The sequence below is a fragment of the Flavobacterium sp. ACN2 genome (genome assembly GCF_002303885.1).
GTDB lineage: Bacteria > Bacteroidota > Bacteroidia > Flavobacteriales > Flavobacteriaceae > Flavobacterium.
On the sequence record NZ_MRCM01000008.1, the window covers coordinates 235,199 to 250,195 of the forward strand.

General features: G+C 33.0%; 16 protein-coding genes and 1 tRNA gene. 11 read left to right on the forward strand and 6 right to left on the reverse strand.

Annotation, left to right across the window (positions count from 1 at the left end):
- Nucleotides 1-1,584, forward strand: coding sequence for an MFS transporter (locus BSF41_RS12185; RefSeq protein ID WP_095929763.1), 1,584 nt, complete (start codon nt 1-3; stop codon nt 1,582-1,584).
- 304 nt (nt 1,585-1,888) lie between these two features.
- Complete coding sequence (locus BSF41_RS12190; RefSeq protein WP_095929785.1) at nt 1,889-2,554, forward strand: HAD family phosphatase; 666 nt, start codon at nt 1,889-1,891, stop codon at nt 2,552-2,554.
- A 133-nt stretch (nt 2,555-2,687) separates the two neighbouring features.
- Here BSF41_RS12190 and BSF41_RS12195 read toward each other — a convergent pair whose 3' ends face one another.
- Together BSF41_RS12195 and BSF41_RS12205 are read right to left on the reverse strand one after the other, a co-directional pair.
- Nucleotides 2,688-3,479 carry a hypothetical protein gene (locus BSF41_RS12195; protein WP_095929764.1) on the reverse strand — a complete coding sequence of 264 codons (792 nt, stop codon included), beginning with the start codon at nt 3,477-3,479 and terminating at the stop codon, nt 2,688-2,690.
- 881 nt (nt 3,480-4,360) lie between these two features.
- Nucleotides 4,361-4,591, reverse strand: a complete 231-nt coding sequence (locus BSF41_RS12205; RefSeq protein WP_095929766.1) for a helix-turn-helix domain-containing protein — start codon at nt 4,589-4,591, stop codon at nt 4,361-4,363.
- Nucleotides 4,592-4,678: 87 nt separating this feature from the next.
- Here BSF41_RS12205 and BSF41_RS12210 point away from each other — a divergent pair, with 87 nt between their 5' ends.
- Nucleotides 4,679-4,918 carry a hypothetical protein gene (locus tag BSF41_RS12210; RefSeq protein WP_095929767.1) on the forward strand — a complete coding sequence of 80 codons (240 nt, stop codon included), beginning with the start codon at nt 4,679-4,681 and terminating at the stop codon, nt 4,916-4,918.
- Between the two features lie 225 nt (nt 4,919-5,143).
- On the opposite strand, the gene BSF41_RS12215 is transcribed toward BSF41_RS12210, so the two are convergent.
- From BSF41_RS12215 to BSF41_RS12225, 3 genes are all read right to left on the reverse strand, one after another.
- Complete coding sequence (locus tag BSF41_RS12215) at nt 5,144-5,869, reverse strand: hypothetical protein (RefSeq protein WP_095929768.1); 726 nt, start codon at nt 5,867-5,869, stop codon at nt 5,144-5,146.
- A 24-nt stretch (nt 5,870-5,893) separates the two neighbouring features.
- On the reverse strand, nt 5,894-6,655 hold the full coding sequence (locus BSF41_RS12220) for a hypothetical protein (protein WP_095929769.1): 762 nt from the start codon (nt 6,653-6,655) through the stop codon (nt 5,894-5,896).
- A gap of 224 nt (nt 6,656-6,879) precedes the next feature.
- A tRNA-Leu gene (locus BSF41_RS12225) sits at nt 6,880-6,961 on the reverse strand.
- A gap of 110 nt (nt 6,962-7,071) precedes the next feature.
- On the opposite strand from BSF41_RS12225, the gene BSF41_RS12230 reads away from it, so the two are divergent.
- The 7 genes from BSF41_RS12230 to BSF41_RS12260 all read left to right on the forward strand — a co-directional run bounded on the left by BSF41_RS12230 (nt 7,072) and on the right by BSF41_RS12260 (nt 12,905).
- Nucleotides 7,072-8,460: a dipeptidase gene (locus BSF41_RS12230; protein ID WP_095929770.1), complete on the forward strand. Its 1,389-nt coding sequence runs from the start codon at nt 7,072-7,074 to the stop codon at nt 8,458-8,460.
- A gap of 313 nt (nt 8,461-8,773) precedes the next feature.
- Entirely contained in the window at nt 8,774-9,202 is a 429-nt protein-coding gene (locus BSF41_RS12235) for a hypothetical protein (RefSeq protein ID WP_253251817.1), read from the forward strand.
- Nucleotides 9,203-9,221: 19 nt separating this feature from the next.
- Entirely contained in the window at nt 9,222-10,184 is a 963-nt protein-coding gene (locus tag BSF41_RS12240) for a DUF6624 domain-containing protein (RefSeq protein WP_095929772.1), read from the forward strand.
- Between the two features lie 77 nt (nt 10,185-10,261).
- Nucleotides 10,262-10,633 (forward strand): BlaI/MecI/CopY family transcriptional regulator, encoded by a 372-nt coding sequence (locus BSF41_RS12245; protein ID WP_095929773.1) that lies wholly within the window; start codon nt 10,262-10,264, stop codon nt 10,631-10,633.
- Nucleotides 10,630-11,844 carry an energy transducer TonB gene (locus BSF41_RS12250; RefSeq protein ID WP_253251818.1) on the forward strand — a complete coding sequence of 405 codons (1,215 nt, stop codon included), beginning with the start codon at nt 10,630-10,632 and terminating at the stop codon, nt 11,842-11,844. The genes BSF41_RS12245 and BSF41_RS12250 overlap by 4 nt, the downstream gene beginning before the upstream one ends.
- 46 nt (nt 11,845-11,890) lie before the next feature.
- Nucleotides 11,891-12,346, forward strand: a complete 456-nt coding sequence (locus BSF41_RS12255) for an energy transducer TonB (protein WP_095929774.1) — start codon at nt 11,891-11,893, stop codon at nt 12,344-12,346.
- Nucleotides 12,347-12,485: 139 nt separating this feature from the next.
- Nucleotides 12,486-12,905: an energy transducer TonB gene (locus BSF41_RS12260; protein ID WP_095929775.1), complete on the forward strand. Its 420-nt coding sequence runs from the start codon at nt 12,486-12,488 to the stop codon at nt 12,903-12,905.
- 88 nt (nt 12,906-12,993) lie between these two features.
- Here the strand turns inward: BSF41_RS12260 and BSF41_RS12265 are convergent, their stop codons facing one another.
- Nucleotides 12,994-14,358 (reverse strand): saccharopine dehydrogenase family protein, encoded by a 1,365-nt coding sequence (locus tag BSF41_RS12265; protein ID WP_095929776.1) that lies wholly within the window; start codon nt 14,356-14,358, stop codon nt 12,994-12,996.
- A 187-nt stretch (nt 14,359-14,545) separates the two neighbouring features.
- Here BSF41_RS12265 and BSF41_RS12270 point away from each other — a divergent pair, with 187 nt between their 5' ends.
- Nucleotides 14,546-14,932: a DUF423 domain-containing protein gene (locus tag BSF41_RS12270; protein ID WP_095929777.1), complete on the forward strand. Its 387-nt coding sequence runs from the start codon at nt 14,546-14,548 to the stop codon at nt 14,930-14,932.
- Nucleotides 14,933-14,997: the final 65 nt, after the last annotated feature.

The window sequence follows — 14,997 nt, forward strand, 5'->3', positions numbered from 1 at the left end:
ATGGAAGATAAAAGTATATTTAAATCATGGGTTCCAAAATGGGCGATCATTATTATTTTGTTCGTTTGTTTGTTGCATTCCATGATTTTATTGGGAGTTTACACGTCAAACGTAACGTATGCGGCGAGTTTTCTGGACATTGAGCCAGAAGATTTGCAGTTTGCAATGTGCGTTACGTACGGAACTCTGCTGGCAACCATTTTAATAGAAAGCCGATTTTCGAGTTTTTTCCCTGCAAAAAATTACTTGATGGCGGTTTATTCCTTAATCGGAATTACAATTATTTCATCTGCTTATATTACTAATTTTTCGGTTTTTCTATTAATGAGAGTTGCCGAAGGAATCCTGATGGCGCTTCCTGTAATCACGATCAGACAATTGCTTATTGAGCAGTTCAATACTAAAAATGCCATTATTATCGGGTTTTCATTTTACTACGGCGCGCTGTTGTTGTCTACGCCTTTTATTATGAATATCGCCGTGTGGTTTCTCGATCATTACGACTGGAAATATATGTTGTATGTTTCGGGAGGACTACAAGTTTTAAACGTCTTTTTAATCTTAGTTACTTTCAGGGGGCACCGAATTACAAAGAAGATTCCGTTGTATCAAATCGACTGGATGAGTTATTTTTTGGTTTTAATTTCGATTCTTTGCGGTGCCTACTTTTTTGTTTATGCTGAGAAAAAATATTGGTTACAGTCTTCAGAAATGGTTTTAATCTTGATGATTTCGCTCATTACAGGCGGATTATTCATTTTTAAAGAACGTTTAGTAAAAAGACCGAGTTTTAATTTTGAAGTTATAAAATACGCCAATCTGCGAATAGGATTTTTATTGTTTTTCCTTTTCTATATCAGCAGAGCAACACTGAGTCTTTGTCATTCGGCAATGTTTTCAATCTGGAATTGGGATCCTTCTCGTGTTGCGGGCGTTCAGTATATAAATGGATTAGGAAACGTAATCGGACTTATTTTAGCCGCATTTTTTCTGATGAAATCTGTTTCGACAAAAATTATTTTTATGATTGGTTTTACGCTTATTGCTATTTTCCATTTCTGGTTTACGTTTCTTTTTGTGCCAGATATTGCACTAAGCGATATTATCATTCCCTATATTTTGCAAGGAATCGGTGTTGGATTTTTATTTGTTCCGCTCATCTTATTTACCACATCATCGGTTCCGGCAAATATGGCGGTTTCTTCAGGAATTGTTGGGGTTTCAGGGCGTTTTTGGGGAAGTACAATTGGTTTCTGCGTCATGCAGAATGCAATGGTTTTCTTGAACAAAAAACACTTTCTGAAATTAAGCCAATTTGTTACTGGTGAAAATCCAGAAGCGCAGCAAACTATTGCAAGCACAACTCAAAGTTTTATTGCCAAAGGATATTCGGCAGATAATGCAAATGTTTTGGCTATGAAAAAAGTTTTCAGCACAATCTCTAAACAATCGACTTTATTGGCCGATATGGAAATTTATACGATTGTTGGTTATGGTTTAGTGGTTTTGATTATTCTAATTGCGTGCAATCAGCATTTGAGACAAACTATGACTTTGGTTAAAAGTAAGATTTGGATCGGCTGATGAGTTAATCTCGCAAAGTCACGAAGTCGCAAAGTTTTTATTTCACGCAGATTTTAAAAGATTTAAGCAGATAAGCGCAGATTATTTATTTCTAAAATCTTAAAATTAAATCTGCTAAAATCTGCCGAATCTGCGTGAAACAAAATCCTTTTAATCTTAATAATCTGTGGCTTTAAAATAAAAACCTTGCGACTTCGCGACTTTGCGAGATTCAAAAAAAATCTTAGCGAATCTCTGCGAGAAACCTCCGCGCAACTCTGCGGAAAAACTTATCTTGCAACCGTTAAAACAACAAAACAAAATTATGAGCCAGCAATGTGTAATTTTTGATATGGACGGCGTGATTTCGCACACCAATCCGCATCATGTAATCGCTTTTGAAAAGTTTTTCGATAAATATAATGTTCCGTATACTCAGGAAGAATTTGAAGAACATATGTACGGAAAACACAATAGTTATATCATGACGCATTTCTTCAAACGTCCAATTGAGGGAGAAGAATTGATCAAGCTTGAAGACGAGAAAGAAGGAATGTTCCGTGAGATTTATAAAGACAAAGTCGAAACGATTCCGCATTACATGGATTTTTTAAACGAATTAAAATCTCGTGGTTTCAAAACTGCAGTTGCCACATCGGCGCCCCGTGCAAACTTGGATTTGATCGCCAATTTCCTGAAACTAGACGAAAAAATGGATTCGATGATGTCCAGCGAAGACGTAACGTTTCATAAACCGAATCCCGAAGTATATCTAAAATCGGCAGAACGCGTGGGAGTTTCTCCGTCTGATTGTGTGGTTTTCGAAGATTCTTTTTCGGGTATTACAGCAGGACTAAATGCCGGAATGAAAGTCGTTGGAGTTTTGAGCACGCATACCAAAGAACAGCTTCCGCCATGTGATTTTTATATTAATGATTATAGTGAAATCAATGTGGATAAGATTATTGAAATATTAAATTTCAATAAATAAATTTCAAATTCCAAGATTAAAGAATTTTTATTTCACGCAGATTCTGCAGATTTTAGCAGATTTATTTTGATTTTAATAATATCTGCGTTTATCTGCTTAAATCATTTTAAATCTGCGTGAAATAAAAAACGAATCAATACCTCTCCTTCAAAAAAGCAATCCAGCCTTTTTCAAATTCTTCTTGCGTTACGTTCAATGTTTTTTCGATGTTGCCAAAAGAAGTAATCAGTTTGGGCAGAATGTCTTTTCCCCATTTTTGGGTCATATATTCGATTATCGTGTAGCCAATATTGTAAATCTGATTGCCGTGATTTAAATCTTCTAAAGTCAAGTTTTTGCTTTTAGCATATTTCACGCTTAACGAATTTACTTCTTCTGCTTCAAACATACTAATCGATTCCCAAAGCCAACGCGGATATTCGGCTTTGAATTTTTTATCAAATTCTCTTTCAAAAGTCAGTCGATCTTGCGTGATGATGGTGTCTTTTGCTTTATAGATTAATATGTTCAGTTGAACGCAATGCGTAAACTCGTGCAAAGCCGTTTTGAGCGGATCGTCTGGAAAAATAGAATTAAACCAATTCGTCCATACAAAATGAAATTCGTTTGGACCACGACTTGTGCCTTTTGTATTTTCTTTTAAACCCGTAGCTTCATTGAACTTGAATTGCGAACCGTAAACAAAAACCTTTATCGGGTCATGTTCTACGTCTTTTAGATTTTCTCTTATTCTAGAATAATTTTCCTCGAGATGTTTGCTGACTTTTTCGGCCTCGCTTTTATAAATTCCGTTATAGGAAACAATAAAATGCTCCGATTTAAGGGTTTTGGTTTCGTGCTGAACGGTAAAGCTTCGAATCGTTCTCGCAAAGTAAAAAACAGCAATAATTGCTAATAGAATAACTAATAATCTGTATTTTCTCATGTGTTCTAATTGTTTTTTGAGATTAAAAACAAGCGAAATTTTGAGAATTAGGTTTTTGGTATTTTAAAAATAAGAATATTTAAATACTAAAGCATAAAATAATTAAAGAAATTTCTGAATTTATAATCTTTGATGGTTTTTAATCTTGCAATCCCGATAGCTATCGGGAGCAGGGTCGCAGAGTTTTTTTTATTTAGCCGCAGATTATTAAGATTAAAAGGATTTTTTACGCATTGTAACCATAAAGTGTTTTCATTTCGACGGAGGAGACTCGAGCGATAGCGAACTGGCGAAGCAAATCTTCGCAAGTAACTCTGCAAAGTTTTTTCCGCATTGTAACCATAAAGTATTGTCATTTAGGAACGAGAAATCTCCACAAGTAGCTCCGCAACGAAAAGCCAATCTTTGTCGAGTTTCTTGCGAAGATTTCTCCTTTCGTCGAAATGACAAACTAGACGGATATGCTTTATGAAATAAGAAAGTTAAATGAATTTGCCTCCTGCTTTAGCTGGAGGTTTTTTATGGTTGAAAGGGAAAAGGCTTTAGCCGAAAGAAAAATTATATAATAAACATTGCAATTGTCATTGCAATAAATAGATAAAGAAAAATCGATGCGCTTAATAAAAGCCATAAGGATTTTGGAACAATTTTTAATCTTAAATCTATAATGAGTACAATGGAATTGATAAAAGAAAAAACTACAAGAAATAAATTTAAAAATAAGGTAAAAGTAGCGCCATAGGCAAATATCAAAGTACCTCTAAAACTCTCCAGATAATGTCTCGTAGCGCAACTAAGAAGAAATAAAACAGGAATTATAATTGCTAATTTCTGTGTTAGATCAAGATCTTTGAATTTTGTCAGTATGGATTTTGATAAAATCATTTCAAAGGAAAATCAAACAATTCTTTAGGTTCAATATCTAAAGCATTTGCGATTTTTATAAGAGTTTTTACTGTAGTATTGATTTCAGCTCTTTCTATTCTGCCTATCTGATTTTTTTTGATATCACAATCATCAGCCAAAGCTTGTTGGGATAAACCTTTTTTTTCACGCAATTGTCTTATGTGAGTCCCAAGATTTGCAATAAAGGTTTCTTCTGAAATATCCATATTTCAAAATTCTTAAGATTTATTTTTGCCTTGGTTACATTTATGTGTTCAAAAATATTATATTTGCCATATTTAAAAAATAAGACAATGGCTACAAATGATCTTTCGGAAGAAACAGAAAAGAAACTCTTAGATTTTTTTAATAATGTTATTGATGCTAAAGATTTGGCAAAAGCAATACGGCAATTAAATTATGCAATTGCATTGGTTGTAATGAGGGATGACGAAAGAGGATATGCCTATGCTCAAAGAGAAAACCTAGAAAAAGGTTTTTATTGGCTGAATGAATTAGCCGAAATTTTACATCCTTATTTGGAGGTTGAATAAGAGAAAATAACGTTTTAAAATATCTTCATTTCGACGAAAGGAGAAACCGAAAGCAAAACCGACAAAAAATTCCAGAGTGATTTCCGCAATTTTTTTCATAGTGTACAACCTGTTGGTAATGCTGAAAAGCTCCTTTCGTCAAGATGGATTGATAAAGATGAATTTTCGCAAAGTTTGTTGTTCCGAGAAATGTAGAATCGCAAGCTTGCTAATAATTTTAAGTTATTAATTCTTATCACATAATGTTACTCTCGACATAACATGCATGCATAAAAAATAATTTGACACTTTTTTTAAGGCACTTGTTACATTATCTAGAACATTTTCATTTCTTTCAAAAGCTTCCACTATTTCATTTTCATTATCTTTAAGAACCATAAACATTTTTGATTTTCTATGTTCTGTTGAGTGTAGTTTTTGCTCTAAATTTTTTATATTTAGTTTCTGCATTGTATGTTTTTTACCATCAGCGCTTGTGTTTTTGGTAATTGGATATCTAAAATAGGTGCTGTCGTTGTCATAACCTGCAATTAGCGGAATGAGTCGACTGATTTTTTGAGATTCTGACCAATCATCATTTGGAGAAAGTTTTTTAAGTTGAGATTGATGGGTATTGAGGAGATAAGTCCAGTAATTGTAGAGTTCGTCAATACGATGGTAATTGTATAAATCGACCCATGAATCATTTATGAAAATTTTTGGTCTTTTAGAGTCAAATGGCTCGTTATCATATGGAATTTGTAATTTTACATGGAAAATGATTATTAATGATTTTAAAAATAATTCAATTGAATGTCTGTATAAGAATCCAATTGGCATTTCCGCCAACTGAAATGCTTGAATTTCTTTTTTTCTTCCAGATAAAAGCTCGGCAGATTCGTAATATGCTTCTCCTGTAATTCCAAAACCAAAATCTAAATGTGTTTCTATTTCTGTAAATTGATAATTCATTGTAAAGTACTTTATGTGTATTATTTAAATATTGGAAATAAAAAAACTATTAATATTATCAATCCAAACAGGAAGTTTATTGACTCCTTCTTTAAGTAAATATTTATAAATTTCTTTTTTTGCAACATCTGAAATTTCAAAAAAAGTTTTAATACTGAATTTTTTGATTTTTGCTAAAATTTTTGACAATCTTCTAGAAAAATCCTTTTTGGTTAAATTTTGAATATTGTCTCTTAATTCTAAAGTCTCGGAACGTATATTTTCAATTTCTTTATTGTTCGGATGTTTGTTTTCTAAATAAACTGAAGTTTCAGATAAAAAATTATATAAAATAATTTGTTGAAAATTGTTAAAGGGATTGATGTCTGCATCTTCATCTATAATATCAAAATCGTTAAAAATTTCTTCCTCATAGAAATTAGAAAATTCTTCTTCTTCAGAAAAGCTGATGCTGTTAAATTCTTTTATGATATGAAGCCAATGATAAAAATGATCTTCAATTTCTTCAAGTGAACAAAAGCAAGTAGTGTAAGATAATGAATCTTCATCTTCAGGAACATAGGTAATTGGAAATATAGTTTGTTTAGTTTCGCTATTTCGGTTTGGTTCAGTAATATAGAACACAAAATTTTTATGGGAAATATCATGAAGATAAAAAAGATGATCAGTATTTACGGATTCAATTATAGTTGAATTGCTTTTCAATAGTGTTCTCATAATTCTAAGAACTTTTTGAATGTCTCTAGAAACTGTTAAAGTGTAATTTTTTGCTTTTAAATCTGCCATTTTATACTGCGATATTGGTTAGTAAAATGCGTATTCAGGTACACGTGATTTTTGATATCACAAAAAATAAATTATTGGAATGAATTTTTACTAATTGTATTAATCAAATATAAAAAAAGAATTCTTTTGGGTTTTAAAAGATTTATGAGATTGTGAAAAAGATAAAAGGAAAGTAGATTAAAAACAAAAAAGCTTCTGAAAAATCTTCAGAAGCTTTTTTTTTGTGCGGATAATAGGACTCGAACCTACACGCCTTGCGGCACCAGATCCTAAGTCTGGCACGTCTACCAATTTCGCCATATCCGCGGTAATTGTGGGTGCAAAGATAGGCATACTTTTGAATTATCAAAGCATTTTTTGAAAATTTTTTTTAATTCTCTTTTTCGTACTTTTGGGTTTCTATAAAAATAATTTAAATGGAAAATATTAAGTCCTACGTTCAACAACATAAAGATCGGTTTATCAACGAATTGATCGAATTATTAAAGATTCCGTCGGTTTCTGCCGACACTGCATATTCTCAAGATGTTATTGACACAGCAGAGGCTGTAAAAGAAAGTTTATCAAAAGCAGGGTGCGATTATGTCGAAACTTGCGACACTCCAGGTTACCCAATTATCTACGGAGAGAAAATTATAGATCCAAATCTTCCAACGGTTTTAGTTTACGGCCACTACGACGTACAACCGCCAGATCCATTAGAATTATGGACTTCACCACCTTTTGAACCGGTTATTAAAACTACAGATATTCATCCAGAAGGCGCAATCTTCGCGCGTGGAGCATGTGACGACAAAGGTCAGATGTACATGCACGTAAAAGCGCTTGAGTTAATGGTGCAAAGCAATACGTTGCCTTGTAACGTAAAATTCATGATCGAAGGTGAAGAAGAAGTAGGTTCTGCAAGTTTGGCTTGGTTCGTAGAACGCAATCAGGAAAAACTGAAAAACGACGTAATCTTGATTTCAGATACAGGAATGATCTCCAACCAACAGCCGTCTATCACGACAGGTTTAAGAGGTTTAAGTTATGTTGAGGTAGAAGTTACAGGTCCAAACCGCGATTTGCATTCAGGTTTATACGGTGGAGCAGTGGCGAATCCAATTAATATTCTGGCAAAAATGATTGCTTCGCTTCACGACGAAAACAATCATATTACCATTCCAGGATTCTACGATAAAGTAGAAGAATTATCTGCAGAAGAAAGAGCAGAAATGGCAAAAGCGCCTTTCAGCCTAGAAAAATATAAAAATGCTTTAAACATTGCCGATGTTTATGGCGAAAAAGGATATGTAACCAACGAGCGCAACTCAATCCGTCCGACATTAGACGTAAACGGAATCTGGGGCGGCTATACTGGCGAAGGTGCTAAAACGGTTATTGCGAGTAAAGCTTTTGCTAAAATCTCGATGCGTTTGGTTCCAAATCAGGAATGGGAAGAAATTACAGAACTTTTCACGAAACATTTTACAAGTATTGCTCCAGCTGGAGTTACGGTAAAAGTAACGCCTCACCACGGTGGTCAAGGTTATGTAACGCCAATTGACAGCATTGGTTATCAGGCAGCAAATAAAGCGTATACAGAAACGTTTGGAGTTCCTGCAATTCCGGTTCGTTCTGGAGGAAGTATTCCGATTGTGGCTTTGTTTGAAAAAGAATTAAAAAGCAAAACAATCTTAATGGGATTTGGTTTGGATAGCGATGCAATTCACTCGCCAAATGAGCATTTCGGAATCTTTAATTACTTGAAAGGTATTGAGACTATTCCGTTGTTTTACAAGTATTTTGTGGAATTAAGTAAATAAGTTTTTTTGCCGCGAAGGCGATAAGGCACTAAGTTTTTTTTGCTCGCAAAGTCGCAAAGTCGCAAAGATTTTTTGATACTTTGTCAAAGTTTTAAACTTTGACAAAGTTGAATTTAGATACAGAATCCGTTCAGAAATGAGCGGATTTTTTTTGTTTATCCTAACAGGTTTTTAAAACCTGTTAGGTATGAATTGAGTCAACATTAGAAAAATAGGAATAAGGATTTTTTAGAATAAAAAAATAAGAAAAAACTTGGTCGTTTAAAAATTAACTCTACATTTGTAGAAACGAATCTATAATTGTAGAGCAATCATGAAATTGAAAAACATCTTTTTATTATTTCTTTTCGGATTAATGCTTTTGGGGTGTAAAAGTCAGCCGATTAATCAGAAGATTGACAAGAAAAAAGAAGGTGTTTGGATTGATACATATTCGCAAGACGGAACAGATTATAAATCGTATGAATATTATAAAAATGATCTTCCAGTAAAAAAGTGGAAATCGTACATTAATGGAAAAATCTACAAAACGGAGAAATATAAAAACGGAATCTGTATTGTGAAAAGTTATTACGAAAACGGAAAACTGGAATCGAAAGGAAAAACAAAATTAGAAACGAATTCGGTAGAAACGCATTGGTTTTATTTTGGAGAATGGAAGTTTTATTCGGACAAAGGAAAATTAAAAGGAATCAAGAATTACGAAAAAGGAGAATTGATTTCGGAACAAAATATTAAATAAACCAACTAACCTCTAAACCATGAAAAAAATAATTACACTCTCTTTATTAGTGATGAACTGTATTTTTCTGCAAGCTCAAACGTATAAAGAATGGGTTCGAAAAGCCGATTCTTGTTACACAGTAAAAAACTATGAATTGTCTGTTTCGTATTATGAAAAAGCTTTTAAAATAGAGCAAAAAGACGATCGAGACTTATACAACGCAGGCTGTTCTGCTTCTATGGCAAAAAAGAACAAAAAAGCATTTAAATGGCTAAATCTTTCTATCGATAACGGATACGAGAATATTGCCCATCTTAAAATTGATAACGATTTAAAGCCTTTGCACTCAGAAAAACAATGGAATAAAACAATTGATAAACTGCAGAAGAAGTTAGATATTATTGGAGCAAATTATGATAAAGTGCTGGAAAAAGAACTTGCAGAAATTTATACCGAAGATCAGGAAATTCGCGGAGAATTTATGAATGTTTATAGAGCTTCAAAACCTGATAAAAAGAAAATAGACAGCATTGGTAAAATCATGGAAAGAAAAGACAGTATTAACCTCATTAAGGTGATGAAAATACTGGACGAAAGAGGCTGGCTAGGAAAAAATGTGGTAGGTTCTCAGGGAAATCAGACTTTATTTCTGGTGATTCAGCATGCCGATTTAAAATACCAACAAAAATATCTGCCTATGATGAGAGAGGCGGTTAAAAACGGAAATGCCAATCCAGGAAATCTAGCGTATTTGGAAGATAGAGTGGCTTTGAGAGAAGGAAAAAAACAAATTTATGGCAGTCAGAGTTCAATGAATAAAAAGACGAATAAAATTCGTATAGCACCAATGATAGATCCAGATAATGTCGATAAAAGGCGTGCAGAGGTCGGACTTGGAACTATGGCCGAATATGCGACAAAATTGAATGTTGAATGGAATTTGGAGGAATATAAAAAGGAATTGGCCGAAACAGAAAAACTTGAAAATATTAAAGAATAAAGAATAAAGAGGCATATTAATGAAATTTAATCTGCTGAAAAAAAACTTAGTAGCTCAGAACCTTAGAACCTTAAAAAATGCAATTATCAAATGCAGAAGAACAGTTAATGGAGCATTTGTGGAAGCTTGAAAAGGCTTTTATGAAAGATTTGCTCGAAGCGTATCCGGAACCAAAACCAGCAACAACAACCGTAGCGACGCTTTTAAAACGAATGATTGACAAGAAATTTGTGGCGTATAATGAATTTGGAAATTCTCGAGAATATTATCCGTTGGTCAAGAAAACAGACTATTTTGCAAAACACGTAAAAGGGCTAATTAGTAATTTCTTTAATAATTCGGCTTCGCAATTTGCTTCGTTTTTTACGACCGAAACCAATTTGTCGGCTTCGGAATTGGAAGATCTTAAAAAAATAATCGATTCAGAAATTCAAAAAAAGAAAAAATGATAACGTATCTTTTAAAATCAGGTTTACTGCTTGCTGTTTTTTATGCAGTATATAAGTTGTTGTTAGAAAACGAAAGAATGTTTCGATTCAATCGTGCTTATCTTCTCGGAAGTTTAATTTTTAGTTTTATAATTCCGTTGCAGTTTTTTACATTCAAACCTTTATTTGAGAGCGGATTAAGCACTATTCAATTGGACGAAATCGTGATTCGAACAAGTCAAGCTCCTCTAAATGAAAGCTTCATTATGCAGAACATATTTTATTTTTTAATTCGTATATATGCTTTTGTTTTATTGGTTCTGGGACTTCGTTTTGTTTTAAATCTAATTTCATTTTTCCTGAAATTGAATAGGAAAGAAACTCGCTTGATGAATGGGGTAAAGATTGTTTTAACACATGAAGTTGTTTTGCCTCATTCTTTCTGGAATGCCATTTTTGTCAATAAAACAGATTTTGAGATGGGTAAAGTTCCATCAGAATTAATCGCGCATGAAAAAGCACATTTAGAGCAAAAACATACGTGGGATATTCTTTTTGCTGAAGCCTTGAGAGTCGTGTTTTGGATAAATCCGATTATTCCTTATTTTATAAAAGCGATTAAACTAAACCATGAATTTTTAGCCGATGAAGCTGTAAATAACCAGTTTGGAGAAGTAAGCAATTATCAAAATTTGCTTCTAGAATTTGCTTCAAATAAGCAAACTGTTCCATTGGCAAGTAATATCAATTATCAAATAACTAAAAAACGTTTAGTTATGATGACTAAAAAAGAATCTACTTTGAAAATAGTTTTTAAAGTTTTTGTTGTTGGGATAATTTGCAGTTTACTTCTGTTTGCTTTTAGTTCTGAAGCGACAGCTCAAACAATGGATACTATTAACGATAAGGTTTATAAATCTGGCGATTTAGAAATAAAACAGCCCGAATATCCTGGCGGAATAGAGAAGTTCTACATGTTTGTTGGACAGCATTTTAAAGTTCCAGCAGAAGTTTCAAAAAATAGTGTGAACACCAAAATTTCAATGCAGTTTATGGTTGAAAAAGACGGAAGCTTGTCTGAAATTACAATTTTAAAAGATTCTGGATATGGTCTTGCAGAAGAGGCGACTCGAGTTTTAAAACTTTCTCCAAAATGGATTCCAGGAAGCGAACACGGAAAACCTGTTAGAGTCCTTTATACTTTACCAATTACTATTCAAAATAATAATTAGCAAAAAATTTAAAAGAAATAAGAATTAGTGTAGATTTGTAAAAAATATGCTACAAATGAAACCGTTTTCTAATTTAATATTTAAAGTTGCTTTTTCCTTTTTTTTAATGCTTTCATGCAATTCAAAAAGTTGGGCACAAGAAGTAGAGCTAATAGATCTTTCTGCTAAATCTGATAATACTGTAAGTGTAGAAACTCAGGCAGAATTTCCTAATGGTTTAACCGATTTTTACATCTTTTATGCTCAAAATTATAAGATGCCTGAGATTGCTTACGAAAAAAAAGTAGATGGAAAGTATTATATACATTTCACAATTGAAAAAGATGGGTCTTTATCTAATATAAAAATTGTAAAAGATTTAGGATATGGTTTGGGCGCCGAAGCTATTCGTGTTATGAAACTTTGTCCAAAATGGATTCCAGCAACTAAGGATGGCGAACCAGTAAGTTCTAAATTTATTTTACCGATGGTTGTTCAATTGGCCAGACCTTTAGGGCGTTAAATCAAAACAAAAAAAATCCGTTCAAAAAGAACGGATTTTTTTTGTTCTTGCGCTAAAATGGGAACAACTTTAATTAAAGTAAAAATCTATATTTGTAAGTGTAAGACAGGATATTTAAGCGATTAAACAATTTAAAAATATGAAGAGAATACTTACTCAGAGTTTTGTATTAGTAATACTGATTTTTATGAGTGCTAAGAGTACGGCTCAAGAAAATACGTCGAAAGATGAGGATAGGCCTTTGGAAATGAAGGTTGATAGCATTGAGAAAAAGCCTGATTTTCCAGGTGGAATAAACAAGTTTTACAGGTTTGTGGGTAAAAACTTTAAAGTTCCAGAAAAAGCACTGAAATATGGAGGAAAGGTAAAACTGCAGTTTATTATTGAGAAAGACGGTACGTTATCTGATATTAAAGCAGTAGAAGATATAGGATATGGAACAGGTGAAGAAGCTGTTAGGGTTATAAAACTTTCTCCTAATTGGATTCCGGGTTCAAACAAAGGTTTGCCGGTAAGAGTATTGTATAAATTGCCAATAACGCTTACGCCAGTTCAGTAAAATAAAAAAATCCGCTTCTGATGGGAGAAGCGGATAAAATTAAAAACTAATTAAAAAAAAATTCTAAAAATAAACATGCAGATCCAGACTAAAATAGGTCCGGATTGTATCCAAAATAAGGTACATTTTGTTCGTTAAAAATGACCCCATATTCTTCTAACTCTTTCAAAATAGGCTCATAAACTTCTTTTTTAATAGGAAGCTGAACGCCTGGAGTTGTAATTTTTCCATTTAAGATTAATAAAGTGGCAATTGCAACCGGAAGTCCGACTGTTTTTGCCATTGCCGTATAAGTTTGGTCTTCGCCGATACAAACCATTTTCGAATCGATTTGTTTCTTTTCTCCATTTAGTTCATAACCAAATTTATGATACATCACAATCATATCTTTGTCATCTGGTTCAAGAGCCCAGCTGTCAGTCAGAATTTTTTCTAAGATTTGAGCTGGAGTAGCATTTGGCAGATTTACCTTTTTATCTGGGTTAAATAAATCCAGTTCCAAAAGTTTATCCCACATAATATCGTCCTGATCGATTTTTAGAATCAATCGAGTTTTAATTTCTACAGAATCAGTTGGATGATACGGAAGGAAAGAATTGATGAACTGACGATAACTCATATTTTCTGACCCCTCTAAAATATAGCTATCATCAGTCATCCCGAGCTGTACAAACATATTCCAAGCGCGAGAATACCCCACTCTTCGAATAGTTCCTCTATATAATGTCAGAATATCATCTAAACCATAAACCGAGCGGTATTTAAGAGAATCCCGATTCGAATAGGCTTCAAATTTTCCGTAACCTTCTACTTCTAGAAATTCAGTTCTTCTAAATAAAGCGCTGTACGGAATATATTTATAAGTTCCTTCCTGAATAAATTTTGCAGCACCTCCTTGTCCTGCTAAGACCACGTTTCTGGGTGCCCAAGTAAATTTGTAATTCCATAAATTATTGTCAGATTCAGGAGCTACAAGTCCGCCGCAGAAAGATTCAAACAAAAGCATTTTTCCGCCTTTCGATCTAATTTCGTCAATAACTTTCATGGCACTCATGTGGTCGATTCCTGGATCGAGACCAATTTCGTTCATGAAAATCAGATTGTTTTTGATGGCTTCTTCGTTTAAAGCTTGCATGCCATCACTTATATAAGAAGCGGTAACAAGATGTTTTTTAAATTCTAAACAATCTTTTGCAATTTCGATATGCAAATGTGCAGGAAGCATAGAAATTACTATTGACGCATTTGCAATAGCTTTTTTTCTTTCGTCGGAATTAAAAATATCTAAGGCAAGCGGAGTGGCATTTGGATGATTCTGAGTCTTTGCTTTTGCGAGATTCAATGAAAGGTCGGCTACGGTTAAATGCAGCTTTTCTTCATTAGATTTTGATAGTAAATATCGAATCAAAGACGATGCAGATCTTCCTGCTCCAATTATTAAAACGTTTCTCATGTTTCAAATATTTAACACAAATATATTTAAATGTTATAAATATAACAATTGAAATTAAATAAAATTCAATTTATTTTTTAAAATCGGATAAAAAATAACCTGATTTTGTTCTAAATAATCCAGAAACTAAAGCGGTTTTTCGATTCGTTTGAAGTATTTTTGTTTCAAATTTCAAAAGAGATATATTATGAAAAGAAGAATCGTTTTAACTGGAGCTTTTATCGGTATGTTAGCTATTATTTTGGGTGCTTTTGGCGCTCACTTATTGAAAAAATATCTTTCAGTTGATCAATTAAATACTTTTGAAGTTGGTGTTCGTTACCAAATGTATCACGCCTTATTTCTTCTCTTTTTATCGACTCAAAAAGATATAGCCGAAAAGACCTTAAAAACGATCTATAATTTTGTAGTAGCAGGTGTTGTTCTTTTCAGTGGTTCGATTTATGTATTGGCTACAAAAGACTACACTTTGTTTGAATCTAAAATTATCGTATTCGCAACTCCTGTGGGTGGTTTTCTATTAATTATTGCTTGGACGCTATTATTCTTTACGATTTTGAAGAGAAAATCATAAAATCCCGAAAAAAAAATTCTGTCTAAGAATTAATCTTTAATTTTGTCACATAAATAACATATAAC